Genomic DNA, 19,763 nt, shown 5'->3' on the forward strand with positions numbered 1-19,763 from the left:
CATCTCATCGCGGCCTCCTTCCACGGGGTGAGCATGCGGTACAACCTCGTCCCGATGCGGGGCCGGCAGATCAACCAAGGGCTGATGGCCCGCGTCGAGAACGGGGCCCGCGCCTGCCTGGAAGGCGACGGCAGCGTGGCCGACTACCGGGTGCGCCTGCGCTACCCCGACCGCAAGGCGCTCGCGCCCGACCGCATCCACGTCACCATGACCCCGAAGATCTCCGGCGTGACCCGCCGGATCACGCTCACGCTGCCCAACGACACTCTGTCCGAGCAGGAGTTCGACGCCTGGGGCGAGCGGATCGCCCGAGCCTTCCGCGAGGCCCGCTGCGACCGGGACGGCGCCTAGCCCGCCACGCCGGTATCGATGGTCAGCAGACGATCGCCGAGAAAGTTGTGGAATACCTCCATGCCGCAGTGTGTCCGTTCTGGTGTGGGATCGAGCCCATGAACGATGTAGGCAAGCAGCGCAGGTTCCCCACCGGCGACCTGGCGAGAGTGGCGGTGTTCGCCGCGCTCATCGCGGTCCTCGGCATGCCCGGCTCGCTGAACGTCTTCGGCAACGCCGTCCCCATCACCCTGCAGACCCTCGGCGTCATGCTGGCGGGCGTGATCCTCGGCACGTGGCGGGCCGCGCTGGCCGTCGTCGTGCTCCTCGTCCTGGTGGCCGCGGGGTTGCCGTTGCTCTCCGGCGGGCGGGGCGGGCTCGGGGCGTTCGTCGGGCCGTCGGCCGGCTTCCTGATCGGCTGGATCCCCGGCGCGGCCGTGACCGGCTGGCTCGTCGAGCGGGCGGGCCGCAACCCGGGCATCGTCCAACTCGTCGTGGCGTGCCTGGTGGGCGGCGTCGGCGTGATCTACCTGTTCGGCATCCCGGTGCAGGCCGTCGTCACCGGCGTCCCCCTCGGCACGACGGCCGGGCTCTCGCTGGTCTTCCTGCCCGGCGATCTGATCAAGGCGGTGCTGGCCTCCCTGATCGCCCGGGGCACCCAGCGGGCCTACCCCGACGCGGTCCCGGCCGTGCACCAGGAACGCCTGCGCGCCGGCAGGGAGCGTTGACCGTTCGATGCCCGTAGCGCAAGACGTGATCAGGCACGCCGCCGAGCGACCCTCCAAGCTCGCGGTGTGCGGCCCGGGAGGCGAGCTCACCTACGCCGAGCTCGCCGGCAAGATCAGCGGTGCCGCCCGGCACCTGCTGCGCCGGGGGATCGGCCCCGGCGCCATCGTCGCCCTGGCTCTGGCCGACCCGGTCGAGCTGCTGGCCGCCGTGCTGGCGGCCGACCTGGCGGGGGCGACGCCGCTCATCGGCGACCACACCTGGGACCGGCGCCGCTGGTCCCAGGTCACCGCCCCGGTCGGCCCCGTGGCGTTCGTCGGCAGGCCGCTGCCGTACGCCGCCGGGCCGCCCGTACGCCGGGAACCGCAACCGGACGACCTGGCGTGGGCCTGCTTCAGCTCCGGCAGCACCGGCCGGCCGCGCGCGATCGTCCGCCGCCGTGCCTCGTGGACGGCATCGTTCCCGCACCTCGGCGACCTGGCCGGGATCGGCCCCGACGACGTGGTGCTGGTGCCGGGCCCGCTGGTGTCCTCCCTGTACGCCTTCGCCGCCGTGCACGCCCTGGCCGTCGGCGCGACGGCCGTCGTGCCGGGCCGCTGGCCCGCGCGCCGTTCGCTGGCCGCCCATCTGGCGGGCGCGACGGTCGTGCACCTGGTGCCGCACCGGCTGCCCGACGTGGCCGGCCATCCCGGCTCGTCACTGCGCGCGGCCGTGGTCGGCGGCGCGGCCCTGGCCCCCGGCACGCGGGAGGAGGCCGGCCGCGCCGGGCTGCACGTGCTGGCCTACTACGGGGCGACCGAGCTGTCCTTCGTCGCCGTGGACGTCGACGGCGACGGGCTGCGCCCGTTCCCCGGCGTGGAGATCGAGGTCCGTCCCGAGGCGGGCTCCGCGTTCGGCGAGGTGTGGGTACGCTCCCCGTGGCTGGCCCAGGGCTACCTGGGCGACGCGGCGGGCCCGCTGCGGCGCGACCGCGACGGCTGGGTGACCGTCGGCGACGTGGCGGAGCCGTACCGGCCCGGGGAGGTGCTGCGGGTGCGCGGGCGCGGCGACGGCGCGATCCAGACCGGCGGCGCCACCGTGGTGCCCGAGGACGTCGAGGAGGTGCTGCGGAAGGTGCCGGGCGTGGGCGACGTCGTCGTGGTCGGCTCGCCGCACCCGTCGCTGGGCGCGGTGGTCACGGCCATCGTCGAGGGCGCGCCGCCCCGGTCGCTGCTGGAGGCGACCGCCAGGAGCGGCCTGGACGCCGCGCAACGGCCCCGCCGCTGGTACGGCGTGCCGAGCCTGCCGCGCACGGCGACCGGCAAACCCGCGCGCGCCCTGGTCGCGGCCCGCCTGGCGGACGGCGACCCCGGCATCCGGCGGCTGATCTGAACACGCCCCCCAGAAGTCACGAGGTCTGAACATGCGAGAAACCCCCGGCAACGCGCCCGTCGTCGTGGCGGCGCGGCGCACGCCCATCGGGACGGCGGGCCACGCCTACAAGGACCTGACCGTGGACCGGCTGGCCGCCCCGGTCATCGCGGCCGTCGCCGAGGACGTGCCCGGGCGGCGGGTCGAGGACGTCGTGCTGGGCAACTGCATGGGGCCGGGCGGCAACGTGGCCCGGGTGTCGGCGCTGGCCGCAGGGCTGGGGCACGACGTGCCGGGCCTGACGGTGGACCGGCAGTGCGGCAGCGGTCTGGCCGCGATCCTGGTGGCCGCCCAGGCGGTCCGCGCGGGCGAGATGGACCTGGTGATCGCCGGAGGGGCCGAGAGCGCCTCGACCGCGCCGCTGCGCACGCACCGGGGGGCCGAGACGCCCTACGCCCGGGCGCCGTTCGCCCCGGCCGGGCATCCCGACCCCGACATGGGGCCGGCGGCCGAGGCGCTGGCGGCCAGGTACGGGATCAGCCGGGAGCGCCAGGACGCCTACGCCTCGCGCAGTCACGCCCGGGCGCTGGCCGCCCGCGCGGCGGGGGCGTTCAAGGAGGAGATCGTGCCGGTCGGCGGGCGAGCCGACGACCAGCGGCCGCGCCCGCTGCGGGAGGCGTCGCTGGCCCGGCTGCCTGCGGCGTTCGTCCGGGAAGGTACAGTGACGGCCGGAAATTCCTCCCCGGTCAGCGACGGCGCCGCGGCGGTGGCCCTCGTGCCGGAACGCCTGCGCGCGGGCCTGCCGGGCCTGCGGCTGGTCGCCGGATCCGTCGTCGGGTGCGATCCCGCGCTGCCCGGGTGGGGCCCGGTGCCCGCGATCCGGCGGGTGCTGGCGCGTACGGGCGTGGAGTTGGAGCAGATCGCGGCGGTGGAGATCGTGGAGGCGTTCGCGGCGCAGGTGCTGGCCGTCACCGACGCGCTGGGCCTCGACCCGCTGGGCGCCGACGACGGGCGCGTCTGCCCCGGCGGCGGGGCGCTGGCGCTCGGCCACCCGTGGGGCGCGACCGGGGCGGTCGTGGTGACCCGGCTGTTCGGCGGGCTCGTGCGCGCGGCCGCCCCGCCGGGCACGCTCGGCCTGGCGGCGGCCGCGGTCGGCGGCGGGCTCGGCGTGGCCGCGTTGTTCGAGGTGGTCTGAGGTGGCCGCCGCGATCGACTTCTCCGACGTCCGCGTACGCTTCGGCGAGCGCGAGGTGCTGCGCGGCGTCACCGCCGCCCTGACCGAGCGCCGCGTCGGCGTGGTCGGCGCCAACGGCTCCGGCAAGAGCACGCTGGCCCGCCTCGTCAACGGCCTGGCGGTGCCCACCTCCGGCAGCGTCACCGTGCTCGGCCTCGACACCCGCCGCCACGCGGCGAAGATCCGGCGTGGCGTCGGGTTCCTGTTCACCGACCCCGACGCCCAGATCGTGATGCCGACGGTGGCCGAGGACGTGGCGTTCTCGCTGCGCCGCAAGGGCCTGACGCCCGAGGAGACCGACCGGCGCGTACGCGAGGTCCTGGACCGTTACGGCCTGGCCGGTCACGCCGACCACCCCGCCCACCACTTGTCGGGCGGCCAGAAGCAGCTGCTCGCGCTCTGCTCGGTCATGGTGCTGGAGCCGGAGATCCTCGTCATGGACGAGCCCACCACGCTGCTCGACCTGCGCCACTCCCGCCAGGTCGCCGCGCTGCTGCGCGACCTGCCGCAGCAGGTGCTGGTCGTCACGCACGACCTTCCGCTGCTGGAGGACTTCGACCGGGTGCTGGTGCTCGACGAGGGCCGCGTCGTGGCCGACGGCGCCCCGCGCGAGGCCATCGGCCACTACCGCAAGCTCATGGCATGAACGGCCTGACGGGCGCGTACGTCCCGGGCGTCTCGCCGCTGCACCGCCTGCCCGCCGGGGCCAAACTGGCCGGGCTCGCCGTGGCCTGCACCGTGCTGGTGCTGCTGCCCTCGCTGCTCGCGCTGGCCGTCGCGGCGGTCGTCGTGGCGGCCCTGTACGCGCTGTCCCGCGTGGGCGCGGCGGCCGCGTGGGCGCAGGTGCGGCCGGTGCGCTGGTTCGCGGTCGTCCTGTTCGCCTTCCAGTTGCTGTTCGCGGGGCCGGAGACGGCCGCGGCGACGGTGCTGCGCGTGGTGCTGGCGGTGGCGCTGGCCGGGCTGGTGACGCTCACCACCCGCATGTCGGCCATGCTCGCGGCGCTGGAACGCTGCCTGTCGCCGGCGCGGTTCGTCGGCCTCGACCCGTTCCGGCTGTCGTTGTTGTTGTCGCTGACGGTGCGCAGCGTGCCGGTCATCGCGGCGCTGGCCGTGCGCGTCAGGGAGGCCCAGCGGGCCCGTGGCGTCGAGCGCAGCCTGCGCGCCTTCGCGGTGCCGCTGGTGGTGGGGTCGCTGCGGCACGCCGACGCGCTGGGGGAGGCGCTGAGCGCCCGTGGCCTCGACGACTGATATCCCAGTGTTGACTTATATAAGCGGAAGCTGAAAGACTCTGGTCGTGCACGCGTTCGACGTCCTCGGCGATCCGGTCCGGCGCCGGATCCTGGAGCTGCTGGCCGACGGTGAGCAGAGCTCGGGCGAGCTCACCGCCGTCATCCAGCGCGAGTTCGGGATCTCCCAGCCGGCCGTCTCCCAGCACCTGCGGGTGCTGCGCGACCACGGCTTCGCCAGGGTGCGGGCCCAGGGCACCCGCCGGCTGTACGCCGTCGAGCCGGGGCCGCTGCAGGAGGTCGATCTCTGGCTGGAGCGCTTTCGCGGCTTCTGGAGCCAGCGCCTGGACGCCCTGGCGACGGAGCTGGCTCGCGGCAGGCGCGAGCGCCGCATGACCAACGAGGCGAAGGAAACGTGATGGATATCGTTGACGAGCTCAACCGCGCACACCGCGAGCTGCTCGACGGCAAGCGCAAGACCGTGGCGCTGCGGCGCCGCTACGACGCCGACGTCGAGGACGTGTGGGACGCCTGCACCGACGCCGGCCGGCTGAGCCGCTGGTTCATGCCCGTCTCCGGCGATCTGCGGCTGGGCGGCACGTACCAGCTGGAGGGCAACGCGCACGGCGAGATCCTGCTGTGCGAGCCGCCGCGCCGGCTGCGGGTCACCTGGCTGTTCGGCGAGAACCCCGGCTTCTCCGAGGTCGAGGTCACCTTGTCGGCCGAGGACGGCGGCACCCTGTTCGAGCTGCGCCACACCGCCGAGGTGCCGGAGGAGTTCTGGTCGCAGTACGGCCCCGGCGCGACCGGCGTGGGCTGGGACCTGGCGCTGCTCGGCCTGGCCCTGCACCTGGCGGGCGGCGAGAAGGTCGACGAGTCGACGTTCCACGAGACCGACGAGGGCCGCCGCTACATCCTCGGCAGCAGCCGGGCGTGGGGCGACGCCCACCGCGCCGCGGGCGGATCGGCCGACGAGGTCGAGGCCGCCGTCACCGCCGTTTCCGCCTTCTACGCCCCGGAGTCCTGACATGACCCAGAAGACCACCACGGCGCTGATGTTCCAGAACGGCGACGCCGAGGAGGCGATGACCTTCTACATGTCGCTGTTCGACGACTCCAAAGTCGTCTTCGCCGAGCGTTTCGCCGCCGGCGAGCCCGGCGAGGGCACCATCAAGATGGCCGCCTTCACGCTGGCCGGCCAGGAGTACTTGTGCATGGACAGCTCCGTCCGGCACGAGTTCACCTTCACGCCGTCGATCTCCCTGTTCGTCACGTGCGACAGCGAGGACGAACTCACCCGCCTGTACGGCGCGCTGCTGGAGGGCGGTGTGGCGCTGATGCCGCTGGACTCGTACGGGTTCAGCAAGCGGTTCGGCTGGGTCCAGGACCGCTTCGGCGTCTCCTGGCAGCTCAACCTGCCCTGACAGGTCACTCGACCGGGAAGAGGATCGGGCTGAGCAGGTGGCGGGCGCGGCCCGGCGCGGGCTCGTGGGCCAGCCGGGGCACGATGGCCCGGCGCAGCTCGGCGATCAGCTCCTCCAGCTCCTCACGGCTGAGCCAGACGGCGTGCTGGCGGTAGCCCACCAGGTCGGCGGCCGGGTCGGCGCCCTCGTGGCCGAGATAGGCGTCGAACTCGGCGATGAGCGCCGCCATCGCCACCGCGAAGGCGCGCCGGTGGTCGTCGGCCGTCATCTTCGCGAACGTGTCCATGCCGATCGAGGCGTGTTCGCCGCGCAGCCGGTAGTGCCGCTCCACGGCGCCGCGCACCCGGCGCTCCTCGGCCACCTCCAGGATGCCGCCCTCGGCCAGCAGGTCGATGTGCCGGTAGACGGTGGCCTTGGAGACGCCGGGCAGGCGCTCGCACAGCTGCGACGTGGTCAGGGCGCGCCCGCCGCGCAGGGCGTGCACGATGCGCAGCCGTACGGGCTGGCCGAGCAGTTCCAAGGGGTCCACGCCGACACAATCTCATACCGTGCTACCTTTCTCAAAAATCGAGAAAGGTGATGCCGTGACGGGATCCGATCCGGGCTCGCGCGCCCGGGCAGTGGTGGAGCTGCTGGGTCAAGGCCGCTTCGACGAGGTCGAGGAGTTGCTCGCGCCGAGCCTGCGGGCGCTGGTGCCCACAGGGGGGCTGGGCGCCGCGTGGCTCGCCGGCACGGGCGGCAACGGCGCCGTCCGCGCGGTCGGGGAGGCGCGGTGCGACCCGGACGGGCCGGTCCGGGTGCCGGTGACGTTCGAGCGCGGCCTGCTCACCGCGGTGGTGTCGTTCGACGAGGCCGGGCTGCTCGACGGCCTGCGCGTCGACGACCCGTCCGCCCCCTCATGGACGCCGCCGCCGTACGCCCGCCAGGAGGCCTTCGACGAGCACGAGGTCACCGTCGGATCGGGCGAGCCGGCCGTGCCGGGGACGCTGGCGGTGCCGCGCGGCACGGGCCCGTGGCCGGGCGTCGTGCTGCTGGCCGGGGGAGGGCCGTTCGACCGCGACGGCACCACCGGGCCCAACAAACCGCTCAAGGACCTGGCGTGGGGCCTGGCCGGGCTCGGCGTGGCGGTGCTCCGCTTCGACAAGGTGACCTGCGCCCACCCGGGCCACGTCCCGCCCACCATGACCGACGAGTACGTCCCCCACGCGGTCGCCGCCGTACGCCTGCTGCGGGAACGCGCGGACGTCGGCCGGGTCTTCGTCGCCGGCCACAGCATGGGCGGCAAGGTCGGCCCGCGGGTGGCGGCGGCCGAACCGTCCGTCGCCGGGCTGGTGCTCCTGGCGGGCGACGCCGAGCCGATGCACCGGGCCGCCGTCCGCGTCGTGCGCCACCTGGCCGCGCTCGACCCCGGCGCGCGGGCGGCCGTGGAGACGTTCGAACGGCAGGCCGCCGCGGTGGAGGATCCCGGCCTCTCCGCCGACACCCCGGCCGCCGCGCTGCCGTTCGGGCTGCCCGGCTCCTACTGGCTCGACCTGCGCGGCTACGACCCCGTGGCGAGCGCGGCGGCGCTGGACAAGCCGATGCTCATCCTCCAGGGCGGCCGCGACTACCAGGTGACCGTGAGCGACGATCTCGCCCGCTGGCGTGCGGGGCTGGCGCACCGGACGGACGTCACGTTCCGCGTCCACGACGCCGACGACCACTTCTTCTTCCCCGGCACCGGCCCCGTGACGCCCGCCGACTACACCCGGCCGCAGCACGTCGACCCGGAGGTCGTCAGCGACATCGCGGCCTGGCTGGGCCGCTACTCCTGACAGGCCACCAGCGCGTCGCCGAGCTCCGTGCGCCAGTACAACACCGACCGCCCGGAACGGCGGCGGCGGACCAGGCCGGCGTCCAGGAGGGTCTTCAGATGCCGTCCGACCGACCCCAGGCCCTGGCCGGTCAGCGCCACCAGCTGGGTGGTGCTCTTGGGGGCGTCGAGCAGGACCAGGACGTTCGCGCGGGCGGGGCCGAGCAGCCGGGACAGCGCGGCGGGCGTCCGCCGCTCGGCGACGAGCTGGCCCGCGCACGGGTAGATCACGGCGTACCGGTCCGGCAGCCGCCAGCTCACCCACGCGCTGGTCGGCACGACGGGGACGAACACCAGCTCGGCACCGGTCAGCTCGCGGGGCGGCCGGTCGTGGGCGTTGATCCGCAGCCGGCCGTCGCCCAGCCAGCGCATCCCCGGCCGCAGGTCGGTCAGCGCCGCCGCCCAGCCGCCCTGGCTCAGCCGCTCGGTCCTGGCCACGATGTCGGCCTCGATGATCCGCCGTCTGCGCGGCCAGTCCGGCAGCACGGTCTCCCGCCACACCCACTCCAGCAGGGCGGCCGTCCGTACGGGCAGGTCGTCGCGGTCGAGGGCGGCCGGGAGCGGCCCGCCGAGCGCGACCGCCAGATCCGCCCGCGCGACGTCGGCCGGGGTGGCGCGGATGACCCGCAGCTCGTCGTCGAACGTGCGCTCCGGCGCGCCGGACGGCGGGGGAGTGAGGTAGTCGGCGATCCAGTGGCGACCCAGCGCGGCCCGGACCAGCAGCGCGGTGACCGGGTCGGCGGCCAGCAGGTCGCGGAAGGCGGCCCGGTGGGCGTCGAGCCAGGCCCGCTCGCCCGGATGCGCGGGCGAGCCCCTGACCAGCAGGATCAGGCCGGCGATGGTCTCCGACAGCGCGGATACGGTGAACCGGCCGCGCGCGAGAGTGTCGGCGCTGACCTGCCAGTAGCCCATGTTTCGCTCCTCCGCGAAACTCTAACAGCGCCGATCCGTACCGGCATAAGACTCCCTCATGCGTACGTATGGGGAGCTTTTCCGGGTGCGGGAGTTCGCGGCGTTGTTCGCCGCGTCCGCGGGGCAGACGGCGGCCTCGACGGTGAGCGGGCTGGCACTCGGCACGCTCGTCTACGCCGAGACCGCCTCGCCGCTGTTGTCGGCGCTGAGCATGTTCGGCCCGTCGCTGGCCCAGGTGGTGGGGGCGACGGCGCTGCTGTCGGCGGCCGACCGGCTGCCGCCGCGGGCGGCGATGAGCGGCCTGGCGGCGGCGTTCGCCGCGGGGACGGCCGCGCTGGCGATCCCCGGCCTGCCGGTGGGGGCGGTCTTCGCCCTGCTGTTCGTGCTCGGTCTGCTCGCCTCGCTGGGCGGCGGCGTCCGCTACGGGCTGCTCACCGAGGTCCTGCCGCGTGAGGGGTTCCTGCTCGGCCGTTCGATGCTCAACATGTCGACCGGTCTGCTGCAGATCGCCGGGTACGCGGCGGGCGGCCTGCTGGTGAGCGCGCTGTCGCCGCGCGGCACGCTGCTCGCCGCCGCCGCGCTCTACCTGCTGGACGCGCTGGTGGCGCGGTTCGGGCTGGCCCGCCGCCCGGCCCGCGCCGGCGGGCGTCCGTCGGTCGCGGCCACGTGGCGCGGCAACCGGCGGCTGTGGTCCGCGCCGTCCCGCCGCTTCGTCTACCTGGCGCTGTGGGTGCCCAACGGCCTGATCGTCGGCTGTGAGGCGTTGTTCGTCCCGTACGCCCCGGCGCACGCGGGCGCCCTGTTCGCGCTGGCCGCGCTCGGGATGCTGGCCGGGGACCTGCTGGTCGGCCGGTTCACGCCGCCGCGGTGGCGCGAACGGCTGGCCTCGCCGCTGCGGCTGCTGCTGGCGGTGCCGTACCTGGTGTTCGTGCTGGAGCCGGCGCCGCCGGTGGCCGCAGCGGCGATCGTGCTCGCCTCGGTCGGCTACGCCGCCAGCCTGCTGCTGCAGGAACGACTGGTCGCCCTCACCCCGGACGAGCTGCGCGGGCACGCGCTCGGCCTGCACTCCTCCGGGATGATGACCATGCAGGGCGTCGGGGCGGCCCTGGCGGGCGCCGTCGCCCAGCACACCTCGCCCGCGACCGCGATGGCCGTCATGGCCGCCGCGTCGGCCGCCGTCACCCTCGCCCTGGCCCCTGGCCTGCGGTCCCCCGCGGCCGCCCGGCCCGTCGGGTAGCGTCCGTCCGAAAAGGAAGGAACGCGACCATGAGGATCACGATCCTCGGCGCCACCGGCGGCACCGGCCTGCGGCTCCTGCGCCAGGGGCTCGAGCGCGGCCACGAGGTCACCGCCGTCGTCCGCGACGCCGCCCGCCTGCCCGACGGCCTGCGCGACCGCCTCGACGTGCACCAGGGCGACGTGACCCACCCCGGCTCCCTCGCCCCGGCGGTCGAGGGACGCGATGCCGTCCTCAGCGCGCTCGGCCCCCGCGGGCGCGGCCCCACCACCATCTGCCAGGACGGCATCGCCGCCGTCCTGGAGGCGATCGCCGGCACCGGCACCCGCCGCGTGCTCATGGTCAGCGCCTCCGGCCTGGCCGCCGACGCCGGCGACGGCCCCTTCACCCGGTACGTCCTCAAACCCCTCATCGTCCAGCGCGTCTTCCGCGACGTCTACGCCGACCTGGCCAAGGCCGAGGACGTGCTGCGCGGCAGCGACACCGACTGGACGATCGTGCGGCCGTCCCGGCTCACCGACGGCGGCCCGACCGGCCGCTACCGCACGGCCCTCGACCTCAACGTCCGCGGCGGCCACACCACCACCCGCGCCGACCTGGCCGACTGCATGCTCGCCCTGATCGGCGACGCCTCCTCCGTCCGCCGCGTCGTCTCGGTGGCCTCCTGACACCGGACCCGCCGGCGTGTGATGGCATGACCGCATGGAACTTCGGGAGCTACGCGCGTTCGTCGCGGTGGCGGAGGAAGGCGGCATGTCCGCGGCGGCACGGCGGCTGCACATCAGCCAGCCGGCCCTGTCACAGACGGTCAACGCGCTCGAACGCCGGCTGGGCGTCAAACTGCTGGTGCGCAGCAGCACAGGGGTGAGCCCCACAGAGGCCGGGGTGACGCTGCTCGGCGAGGCCCGGGCACTGCTCGCCCGGCACGACCGACTACTGCGCGCGATGGGCCGCTACTCCGGCGAGACCGGCGGGGTGCTGCGGCTGGGCATTCCGCTGGAGCTGCCCTCCGACCTGCTCGGCCCGCCGCTGGAGCGGCTGGCGCTGGCCTGCCCCGAGACGCGCGTGCAGGCGCTGCACCTGTCCACGGCCGCGCAGCAGGCGGCGCTGCAGGCGGGCGAGCTGGACGTGGCCCTGCTGCGCGAGCGTCCGCCCGGCCGCGAGTTCGACGCGATGCTCGTCGTGAGGGAACGCCTGGGCGTGCTGCTGTCCGCCGACCAGGCCGCCGAGCTGCGCGGCCCCGACGGCATCCACCTGGAGGCGCTGGCCGGCCTGACGTGGGTGTCCTTCCCGCGCTCCGCCAGCCCCGCCTGGTTCGACGAGCTGACCGCCATCCTGCGCAGCCATGGCCTCGACCTGGGCCCGCCCGCGCCCGAGGGCCAGGCGCTGATCGCCGAGGTGAAGCTGGCGGCCGTCAGCGCCGGGCAGTCCTTCGCCCTCGCGCCGCCGCACTGGTCGCAGCCGCTGCCGGAGAACGTCTCCTGGTCGCCGCTCGTCGGCCATCCGCTGGTGCGCCGTACGTGGGCGGTGTGGCCGGCCGCCTCCCGCCGCCGCGACGTCGGCGTGTTCGTCAGCGGGTTCGCCGAGCCGGACGCCGTCTGAGCAGCGCTTATGGCGGCCATAACCGGGCGTGATGGGTAGGGAGGAAGGACCGGGCGCCGGTCGGCGCTGACATCCCGTACGACATTCCCGGCTGCACTGACAGACCTGGAGATTCCATGAGCACCACCATCAACGCCGACGTTCTCGTGGTCGGCTTCGGCAAGGGCGGCAAGACCGTGGCCGCCAAGCTGGGCGGACTGGGCAGGAACGTCGTCCTCGTCGAGCAGTCCGACCAGATGTACGGCGGCACCTGCCCCAACGTGGGCTGCGTCCCGACCAAGGCACTCGTCCACCACTCCCGCAAGCGGCGCCCGGAGGACGCGCCGCAGGAGTGGTACGCCCGCTCCGTCGCCGAGGTGCACGCGCTGACGTCGATGTTCCGCGCGGGCAACCGCGACGCGATGCAGTCCGCCGAGACGATCACCCTGCTCACCGGCCGCGCCCGCTTCACCGGCCCGCACACCGTCGAGGTCGCCCAGGGCGGCGGCCACGCCACGGTGACCGCGGACACGATCGTCATCAACACCGGCTCCGAGCCGATCGTCCCCGACATCGCGGGCCTGCGCGACAGCAAGCGCCTGGTCACCAGCACCGACCTGATCCACAGCACCGACCTGCCCGAGCGACTGGTGATCATCGGCGGCGGCTACCTGGGCCTGGAGTTCGCCTCCATCTACGGGCAGTTCGGCTCCCAGGTGACGGTGCTGGAGGCCGCGCCGGAGATCCTCGGCCGGCTCGACGACGACGTGGCCGAGGCCGCGCTCGACGTCATGCGGGGCGAGGGCGTCGAGTTCGTCACGAGCGCCGCCGTCACCGAGGTCCGCGACGGCGTGGCCCAGACCGACGTCGTCTACGAGCGCGACGGGCAGCGCCACAGCGTGCCGGCCGACGCCGTCCTGGCCGCGGTCGGTCGCGCGCCGGTCATCCGGGGGCTCGACCTGGACGCCGCGGGCGTGCGCACGAGCGAGCGCGGCGGGATCGAGGTGGACGAGCACCTGCGCACCAGCCAGCCGCACATCTTCGCCCTCGGCGACGTCAACGGCGGCCCGCAGTTCACCTACATCTCGCTGGACGACAGCCGGATCGTGCTCGACCACCTGGTCGGCGAAGGGCGGCGGTCGCGGGCGGACCGGGTGGCGATCCCGGCGACGCTGTTCATGACGCCGCCGCTGGCCACGGTGGGGCTGACCGAGCGGGAGGCGCGCGCGGCCGGCCACCGCGTCAGGATCGCCAAGCAGGCGGTGGCCGACATCGTCGCGATGCCGCGCGCGTACGTGGTGGAGGAGACACGCGGGCTGATGAAGTTCGTCCTCGACGCCGAGACCGACGAGATCCTCGGCGCCGCGCTGCTCAGCGTCGACGCCCAGGAGATCGTCAACACGATCGCGCTGGCCATGCGCCACCACGTCACCGCCGCCGAGCTGCGCGACGCGGTCTACACGCATCCCAGCTCGACGGAGGCGCTCAACGACGTGCTGGCCATGTCCGAAGGCGGTGACCGGCGCCCGGGCGCCTGCTGATCACGCCGGCGGCGCTCATCAGCCCATGAGCGCCGCCGGGTCGCGTTCGGGCGGTCCCGCCGGCCACCACTCGCCGCCGCGGCGGTCGAACGGATACCAGCGGCCGTCGCGGCCGTAGCGCAACTGCCGGTCGCCGAGGGTCCAGCGGTTGCGCCAGGCGCGGATCGCGGGCGGAACGGCGTCCTCCCATGCGGCCTCCAGCCGCGCCTGTGCCCTGGCCAGGTCGTGCGAGGGCGGGCTCCAGGAGGTCTCGAGCACGTCGAGGCCGTCCGCGCCGCCGTACCGCCAGGCTTCGACGGCGTCGGCGCCGACGCCGGCGTCCAGGCCGTGGTCGGCGGCCAGGCGCACGTGGTCCTGGCGCGGCGTCAGGTCGGGCAGCCGGCCGCGCAGCAGCAGCTCGCGCGCCCGGGCGGCGGCGGAGGCGGCCAGCGCCGCCAGCGCGGCCAGCGCGGCCACGTCCACGCCGGGGCCCGGCTCCAGGGCGGGCGCGGTGAAGACCACCTCGAACGGCGGCGGCTCCGGCAGCGGCGGCACGCCCGCCGCGAACGCCTCCGCGGCCGGGGTCCCGGCCGCCCCCGCGGAGGGCTCGGCGCGCGGGGTGCCGCGCCGCTGCAGCGCCTCGATCAGCTCGCGCTCGCCGCGCCCGCGCATCAGCAGCAGCACGAACGGGTCGGCGTCCAGCAGCCAGGACGCCTGGTAGCACAGGGCGGCGGCGTGCACGCACGGGTGGCCCCAGTCGGGACAGGAGCACTCGGGCGTCAGGTCGCCCACGGACGGCAGCAGCGGCACGGCGGCGTCCTCGGCGTCGGCGACCAGCTCGTGCGGCATGTCGCGGTCGAGCAGCGCGGCGATGTGGCCGGCCCTGGCGGCGACCTGGTCGAGGAGGCGTTCCCATTCCGCGTCGTTCAGCTGTTCGACGGCGACGACGGTGTCGTACTCGTCCTCGGCGACGGCGGCGATGCGGCCCGGGCTGACGGTGATGGGGCCGAGCCGCCCGGTCTTGGCGTACGCGCGTCCGCGGCGCAGCAGGGTCTGGTCGAGCGAGGTGTCCTCCATGGCCTTGATCCAGGAGCGTCCCCACCAGGTGGTGGCGAAGCGGGCGCCGGCGCGTTGCGGGGGGAAGGCGGCGAAGCCGCGGGGGTCCGTCATCGGAGCTCCACGAGGGCGGCGAGTTCGGCGTCGGTCAGTTCGGTGAGCGCGGCCTCGCCGGAGGCGAGCACGGCGTCGGCGAGCGAGCGTTTGGCGGCGAGCATCTGGGCGATGCGGTCCTCGATGGTGCCTTCGGCGATCAGCCGGTGCACCTGCACGGGGCGGCTCTGGCCGATGCGGTGGGCGCGGTCGGTGGCCTGGTCCTCGACGGCGGGGTTCCACCAGCGGTCGTAGTGGATGACGTGGTCGGCGCGGGTGAGGTTGAGCCCGGTGCCGGCGGCCTTGAGCGACAGCAGGAACACCGGGACGCCGCCGTCCTGGAAGCTCCGGACCAGCTCCTCGCGGCGGGCGACCGGGGTGCCGCCGTGCAGCAGCCGGGTGGGCACGCCGCGGCCGGTCAGGTGGCGTTCGATGAGGCGGGCCATGGCGACGTACTGGGTGAAGACCAGCACGGCGCCGTCCTCGGCGACGATGGTGTCGACGAGCTCATCGAGCAGCTCCAGCTTGCCGGAGCGGCCGGCCAGGCGCGGCGCGCTCTCGTGCAGGTAGTGGGCGGGGTGGTTGCAGATCTGTTTGAGCGCGGTCAGCAGCTTGACGATGAGGCCGCGCCTGGCCATGCCGGAGGCGCCGGCGATCTGCGTCATGCTCTCGCGCACGACGGCCTCGTACAGCCCGGCCTGTTCGGCGGTGAGGGCGACGGGGCGGTCGGTCTCGGTCTTGGCGGGCAGCTCGGGGGCGATGCCGGGGTCGCTCTTGCGGCGGCGCAGCAGGAACGGCCCGACCAGGCGCGCCAGCCGTTCGGCGGTCTCGGTGTCGCCGCCTTCGACGTGCCTGGCCCACCGCGCCCGGAACCTGGTCAGCGGGCCGAGCAGGCCGGGGGTGGTCCAGTCGAGGATGGCCCACAGCTCCGACAGGTTGTTCTCCACGGGGGTGCCGGTCAGGGCGACGCGGGCGGCGGCGGGGATCTCGCGCAGGGCCTTGGCGGTGCCGGAGGCGGGGTTCTTGACGTGCTGGGCCTCGTCGGCGACGAGCAGCCCCCACGGGTGCTCGGCCAGGCGGGGCGCGTCCAGGCGCATGGTGGCGTACGTGGTGAGCACGAAGCCCTCGTCGGCCAGGGTGCGGCTCGCGCCGTGGTAGCGGCGCACGGGGACGCCGGGGGCGAAGCGGGTGATCTCGCGTTCCCAGTTGCCCAGCAGCGACGCCGGGCACACCACGAGCGTCGGGCCGGTGCCGGCGCGGTGCAGGTGCAGGTGCAGGGCGATGAGCGTGATCGTCTTGCCCAGGCCCATGTCGTCGGCCAGGCAGGCGCCGAGCCCGAGCGAGGTCATCCTGGCCAGCCAGCGCAGCCCGGCCAGCTGGTAGTCGCGCAGGGTGGCGGCCAGGCCTGCGGGCACGGGGACGTCGGCGGGCGGCTCGGCCAGGCGGCGGCGCAGGTCGTCCAGCCACGCGGAGGGCTCGACGGCGACCTGCTCGCCGTCGACCTCGGCGGTGCCGGTCAGGGCGGCGGCGAGCGCCTCGATGCCGCTCAGCGGCTTGAGCTCGCGCTCGCGGGCCTTGCGGGCCAGGCCGGGGTCGATGAGCACCCACTGGTCGCGCAGGCGCACGACCGGCCGGTGGGCCTCGGCGAGCCGGTCCATCTCGGCGGCGGTCAGCGGCTCGCCGCCGAGGGCGAGCCGCCAGTCGAAGCTGGTCAGGTGCCGGCCGCCGAGGAACGACGGCAGGTCGGAGGGGGCGGGGTCGCGTTCGCCGACGACGGCGCGGGCGCTGAGCCCCCGTACGAGGGAGCGGGGCCAGTGGACGTCGACGCCGGCGGCGGCCAGCCGGTCGGCCGCGCCTGAGAGCAGGTCGCCGAGGTCGTCGTCGCCGAGCGTGAGCTCGTCGGGCACGGCGGCGTCGAGCAGCCGTTCCAGCCGGGGCCAGACGCGGGCGGCGCGGCGGACGGCGAGGGTGGCCTCGATGCGGGCGCGCGGCCCGAACCCGGGGGCGCGGCCGTGCCACAGGTCGGCGGCGTCGACGACGAGCGCGGGGTCGGCCAGGCTGTGCAGCTGGGCGACGGCGCGGAACTCGGCGGCGGCCGGGTCGTCGGCCTCGATGCGCAGCGACAGCCGTACGCCGGAGTCGAGCGCCGCGGAGTTCTCCTCCGCCCAGCGGCGCAGGCCGGGCACCTTGACGGGCTCGGCGGCGGCGTACGCGCGGGCGCCGGTGGCCAGGACGGCGCCGGGCGAGCGCGGCATGGTGTCGGCCACGGCGTCGAGGAAGGCGCGCACGAGCGGCTCGGCGTCCGGCAGCCGCGGCTCGCCGTCCGCCTCCGGGAGCGGGACGGCGCGGGCCTCGGCGGGCATGGCGGCGGCCAGCTCGCGCACCCGGCGCAGGTCGTCGGCGTCGAGCGGGCCGGCCCGCCAGCAGTCGTGGTCGGCGGCCGACACGCCCGGGAGGATCCGGCCGCGAGCGAGGAGTTGCAGCGCCACGACCGCCGCCGCGCCCCAGAAGCGGGCCGCCGGGTGGGCGCGCGCGTCGGCGCGGGCCCGCGCCAGCGCCGACACGGCCTCGCCGACCGGAACGTACGTCGCCGCCGCCTCGCGCAGGCGCATTTCCGGGCGCGTCTCGGGGGTGTGCGCAGGGCCGTCGCCGAACCGTTCCACGATTGTGACGAGAGATTCGCCACCAGGGTCAAGGAAGATCATCCGCCCGGATCTGGGCGGGTCGCCGGGCTCGAAGACGGCAGCGTGCCGTACCAGATCCGTCACAACAGTCACGGCCGTACAGTGTACGGTACATCGGCCTGAGGTTTGCCACAGTGCGGCGAGGGAAGCGAACCTCATTCCGGGCTCATCCGATCTTCCCTACCCTTTACCCATGACTGACTGGCTGGTTGGACTGATGGAGAGCCTCGGGGCGCCCGGGGCGGGGCTCGCGATCGCGCTGGAAAACCTTTTCCCGCCCCTTCCGAGCGAGGTGATCCTCCCTCTGGCCGGCTTCACCGCGAGCCAAGGAGACATGGACCTCGTGGCGGTGCTCGTGTTCACGACCCTCGGCTCCGTGATCGGCGCCCTGGCCCTCTACGGCGTCGGGGCCCTGCTCGGCCGCGACCGCACCCTGGCCATCGCGGCCAAGCTCCCCCTCGTCAAGATCGCCGACATCGAGAAGACCGAGGCGTGGTTCCAGCGCCACGGCCGCAAGACCGTCTTCTTCGGCCGGATGATCCCGATCTTCCGCAGCCTCATCTCCATCCCGGCGGGCGTCGAGCGGATGCCCATCATGATCTTCACCCTGCTCACCACGGCGGGAAGCCTCATCTGGAACACCCTGTTCGTGATGGCCGGCTACTGGCTCGGCGAGGGCTGGGAGGTCGTGGAGACCTACGTCGGCATCGGCACCAACGTGGTGATCGGCATCGTCGCACTCGCGATCGTCGTCTTCGTCGTGGTCCGTCTCAGCGAGCGGCGCAAGGGCAGGCATGCGAGTCGCCGCTGACGGGCTGCGCCTGCTGGGCGCGGTCACGCTCGGCGCGCTCACCGCCGTGCTGGAGCTGGCGTTCCTGGTGCTGACGCTGCCGTTCCTGGGCAACCCGAACGTGGGGGTGTCGGCCCGGCGGCTGGCCCGTCTGGAGGCCCGCCGCCTGCGGCTCGACCTGTCGGCGCTGGAGGCCCTGCGGCCCGGCGCGCGCGACGCCCGCGCGGGCGGCTACCTCGCCGCCCGGGTCCCGGTCGGCGTCCTGGGCGGCCTGGTGATCGCGCTGCTGGCGTTCGGGCTGGTGACCGGCGTGCGGCTGGTGGTTGCGTGGACCCAGGGCGAGCCGTTCGACGGGATGCGCCCTTCCGCGCCGCTGGTCGCCTACCTCTCCGTGGGCGGAATCGTGCTGCTGTTCCTCGTCCTGTCGGGCGTGGTCGGCGTGCACGCCCTGGAACGCCGCCTGGCACTGCGCCTGCTGGCCCCCGACCCCACCGAGGCGCTCGAACGCCGCATCGCCGAACTGGCCGAGAGCCGCGCCGGCATCGTCGCGGCGGTCGACTCCGAACGGCGCCGGATCGAGCGCGACCTGCACGACGGGCTGCAGCAGCGGCTGGTCGCGCTGTCGATGCTGGTCGGCCGGGCCCGCCGGGGCCGTTCCGAGCTGCTGGAGCAGGCCCATCAGGAGGCGCAGCAGGCGCTGGCGGAGCTGCGCGAGGTGGCCTGGCGGGTCTACCCGAGCGGGCTGGACACGCTGGGGCTGGGCGAGGCGCTGGCGGGCGTGGCGGAACGCTCCAGCGTGCCGGTCACGGTCGAGTGCCGGCTGACGCGGCGCCCGCCGATGGCGGTGGAGACGGCGGCGTACTTCGTGGTGTGCGAGGCCGTGACGAACGCCGCCAAGCACGCCGGCGCCTCCCGCATCGCGGTCGAGGTGGCCGAGCAGGACGCCGCGGTGGTCGTGCACGTGCGCGACGACGGCCGCGGCGGCGCCAGCCCGGCCGGCGGGGGCCTGTCGGGGCTGGCCCGGCGGGTGGCGGCGCTGGACGGCCGCTTCGAGGTGCGCAGCCCGCAGGGCGGCCCGACGGCGATCACGGCGGTGCTGCCGTGCGGGTGATCCTGGCCGAGGACTCCACGCTGCTGCGCGAGGGCCTGGTACGCCTGCTGGCGGAGGAGGGCCACGAGGTGCCCGCGGCCGTCGGCGACGGGGAGGCGCTGGTGGAGGCGGTGGCCGAGCACGTGCCGGACGCCGTCGTCGTGGACGTCCGCATGCCGCCGACCCACACCGACGAGGGGCTGCGGGCGGCCCTGGAGATCCGCCGCCGCTGGCCGCAGGTCAAGGTGCTGGTGTTGTCGCAGTACGTCGAGAAGCGCTACGCCGCCGAGCTGATGAGCTCCGACGTCGAGGGCGTCGGCTACCTGCTGAAGGACCGGGTGGCGCAGGTGGGCGACTTCCTGGACGCGCTGGAGCGGGTGGGCGCCGGCGGGGCGGCGTTCGACCCGGAGGTGGTGCGGCAACTGCTGGCGCGCACCACCCAGGTCGATCCGCTGGCCCGGCTGACGGCGCGTGAGCGGGAGGTGCTGGAGCGGATGGCGCAGGGCCTGACCAACGCCTCGATCGCCCAGGAGCTGCACGTGTCGCAGAGCGCGGTGGAGAAGCACGTCAACTCGTTGTTCGACAAGCTCGGCCTGGCCCACGCCAGCGGCTACAGCCGCCGCGTCCTGGCCGTCCTGCGCTTCCTGGGGTCCTGAGC

General features: G+C 74.9%; 21 protein-coding genes. 17 read left to right on the plus strand and 4 right to left on the minus strand.

Going from position 1 to position 19,763, the window contains the following annotated elements:
• The 9 genes from C1J01_RS15990 to C1J01_RS16030 form a co-directional block, all read left to right on the plus strand.
• Positions 1-351 (plus strand): DNA/RNA non-specific endonuclease (locus C1J01_RS15990; protein WP_146615608.1); only part of this gene is annotated, 351 nt, incomplete at its 5' end.
• Between the two features lie 98 nt (positions 352-449).
• The gene (locus tag C1J01_RS15995; RefSeq protein WP_111179762.1) at positions 450-1,058 is read left to right on the plus strand and encodes a biotin transporter BioY; all 609 of its coding nucleotides are present in this window, start codon (positions 450-452) and stop codon (positions 1,056-1,058) included.
• A 7-nt stretch (positions 1,059-1,065) separates the two neighbouring features.
• A complete protein-coding gene (locus tag C1J01_RS16000; RefSeq protein ID WP_111179763.1) occupies positions 1,066-2,427 on the plus strand; it encodes a class I adenylate-forming enzyme family protein in 1,362 nt (453 codons plus the stop codon).
• Positions 2,428-2,458: 31 nt separating this feature from the next.
• On the plus strand, positions 2,459-3,601 hold the full coding sequence (locus C1J01_RS16005) for a thiolase family protein (RefSeq protein ID WP_111179764.1): 1,143 nt from the start codon (positions 2,459-2,461) through the stop codon (positions 3,599-3,601).
• Position 3,602: 1 nt separating this feature from the next.
• Positions 3,603-4,286, plus strand: coding sequence for an energy-coupling factor ABC transporter ATP-binding protein (locus C1J01_RS16010; protein WP_235854463.1), 684 nt, complete (start codon positions 3,603-3,605; stop codon positions 4,284-4,286).
• Positions 4,283-4,888 carry an energy-coupling factor transporter transmembrane component T family protein gene (locus C1J01_RS16015; RefSeq protein ID WP_111179765.1) on the plus strand — a complete coding sequence of 202 codons (606 nt, stop codon included), beginning with the start codon at positions 4,283-4,285 and terminating at the stop codon, positions 4,886-4,888. Before C1J01_RS16010 ends, C1J01_RS16015 begins: the two co-directional genes overlap by 4 nt.
• Before the next feature lie 46 nt (positions 4,889-4,934).
• Positions 4,935-5,285 carry an ArsR/SmtB family transcription factor gene (locus tag C1J01_RS16020; RefSeq protein ID WP_111179766.1) on the plus strand — a complete coding sequence of 117 codons (351 nt, stop codon included), beginning with the start codon at positions 4,935-4,937 and terminating at the stop codon, positions 5,283-5,285.
• Positions 5,285-5,893 carry an SRPBCC family protein gene (locus C1J01_RS16025; protein ID WP_181448771.1) on the plus strand — a complete coding sequence of 203 codons (609 nt, stop codon included), beginning with the start codon at positions 5,285-5,287 and terminating at the stop codon, positions 5,891-5,893. Before C1J01_RS16020 ends, C1J01_RS16025 begins: the two co-directional genes overlap by 1 nt.
• A gap of 1 nt (position 5,894) precedes the next feature.
• Positions 5,895-6,290: a VOC family protein gene (locus C1J01_RS16030; protein WP_111179768.1), complete on the plus strand. Its 396-nt coding sequence runs from the start codon at positions 5,895-5,897 to the stop codon at positions 6,288-6,290.
• A gap of 4 nt (positions 6,291-6,294) precedes the next feature.
• On the opposite strand, the gene C1J01_RS16035 is transcribed toward C1J01_RS16030, so the two are convergent.
• The gene (locus C1J01_RS16035; RefSeq protein WP_111179769.1) at positions 6,295-6,819 is read right to left on the minus strand and encodes a helix-turn-helix domain-containing protein; all 525 of its coding nucleotides are present in this window, start codon (positions 6,817-6,819) and stop codon (positions 6,295-6,297) included.
• A 55-nt stretch (positions 6,820-6,874) separates the two neighbouring features.
• Here C1J01_RS16035 and C1J01_RS53060 point away from each other — a divergent pair, with 55 nt between their 5' ends.
• Entirely contained in the window at positions 6,875-8,104 is a 1,230-nt protein-coding gene (locus tag C1J01_RS53060; RefSeq protein ID WP_328589638.1) for an alpha/beta hydrolase, read from the plus strand.
• Here C1J01_RS53060 and C1J01_RS16045 read toward each other — a convergent pair.
• The gene (locus tag C1J01_RS16045; RefSeq protein WP_111179770.1) at positions 8,095-9,054 is read right to left on the minus strand and encodes an ArsR family transcriptional regulator; all 960 of its coding nucleotides are present in this window, start codon (positions 9,052-9,054) and stop codon (positions 8,095-8,097) included. The genes C1J01_RS53060 and C1J01_RS16045 overlap by 10 nt on opposite strands.
• Positions 9,055-9,112: 58 nt before the next feature.
• Here C1J01_RS16045 and C1J01_RS16050 point away from each other — a divergent pair, with 58 nt between their 5' ends.
• The 4 genes from C1J01_RS16050 (at position 9,113) to C1J01_RS16065 (ending at position 13,413) form a co-directional block, all read left to right on the plus strand.
• Positions 9,113-10,291 (plus strand): MFS transporter, encoded by a 1,179-nt coding sequence (locus C1J01_RS16050; RefSeq protein WP_111179771.1) that lies wholly within the window; start codon positions 9,113-9,115, stop codon positions 10,289-10,291.
• Between the two features lie 29 nt (positions 10,292-10,320).
• Positions 10,321-10,959, plus strand: a complete 639-nt coding sequence (locus C1J01_RS16055; protein WP_111179772.1) for an NAD(P)-dependent oxidoreductase — start codon at positions 10,321-10,323, stop codon at positions 10,957-10,959.
• Positions 10,960-10,993: 34 nt separating this feature from the next.
• Positions 10,994-11,893: a LysR family transcriptional regulator gene (locus C1J01_RS16060; protein ID WP_111179773.1), complete on the plus strand. Its 900-nt coding sequence runs from the start codon at positions 10,994-10,996 to the stop codon at positions 11,891-11,893.
• A 116-nt stretch (positions 11,894-12,009) separates the two neighbouring features.
• Positions 12,010-13,413 (plus strand): dihydrolipoyl dehydrogenase family protein, encoded by a 1,404-nt coding sequence (locus C1J01_RS16065; protein WP_111179774.1) that lies wholly within the window; start codon positions 12,010-12,012, stop codon positions 13,411-13,413.
• 18 nt (positions 13,414-13,431) lie between these two features.
• Here the strand turns inward: C1J01_RS16065 and C1J01_RS16070 are convergent, their stop codons facing one another.
• Positions 13,432-14,562: an SWIM zinc finger family protein gene (locus C1J01_RS16070; RefSeq protein ID WP_111179775.1), complete on the minus strand. Its 1,131-nt coding sequence runs from the start codon at positions 14,560-14,562 to the stop codon at positions 13,432-13,434.
• On the minus strand, positions 14,559-17,318 hold the full coding sequence (locus C1J01_RS16075; RefSeq protein WP_500048041.1) for an SCO1167/SCO6262 family helicase: 2,760 nt from the start codon (positions 17,316-17,318) through the stop codon (positions 14,559-14,561). The genes C1J01_RS16070 and C1J01_RS16075 overlap by 4 nt, the downstream gene beginning before the upstream one ends.
• A gap of 100 nt (positions 17,319-17,418) precedes the next feature.
• On the opposite strand from C1J01_RS16075, the gene C1J01_RS16080 reads away from it, so the two are divergent.
• The 3 genes from C1J01_RS16080 to C1J01_RS16090 are packed head-to-tail and all read left to right on the plus strand — an operon-like array spanning position 17,419 to position 19,761.
• Positions 17,419-18,036, plus strand: a complete 618-nt coding sequence (locus C1J01_RS16080; protein ID WP_111179776.1) for a DedA family protein — start codon at positions 17,419-17,421, stop codon at positions 18,034-18,036.
• Positions 18,020-19,126 carry a sensor histidine kinase gene (locus C1J01_RS16085; RefSeq protein WP_111179777.1) on the plus strand — a complete coding sequence of 369 codons (1,107 nt, stop codon included), beginning with the start codon at positions 18,020-18,022 and terminating at the stop codon, positions 19,124-19,126. Before C1J01_RS16080 ends, C1J01_RS16085 begins: the two co-directional genes overlap by 17 nt.
• Complete coding sequence (locus C1J01_RS16090; RefSeq protein WP_111179778.1) at positions 19,117-19,761, plus strand: response regulator; 645 nt, start codon at positions 19,117-19,119, stop codon at positions 19,759-19,761. The genes C1J01_RS16085 and C1J01_RS16090 overlap by 10 nt, the downstream gene beginning before the upstream one ends.
• Positions 19,762-19,763: the final 2 nt, after the last annotated feature.

The organism is Nonomuraea aridisoli (assembly GCF_003236395.1).
GTDB lineage: Bacteria > Actinomycetota > Actinomycetes > Streptosporangiales > Streptosporangiaceae > Nonomuraea > Nonomuraea aridisoli.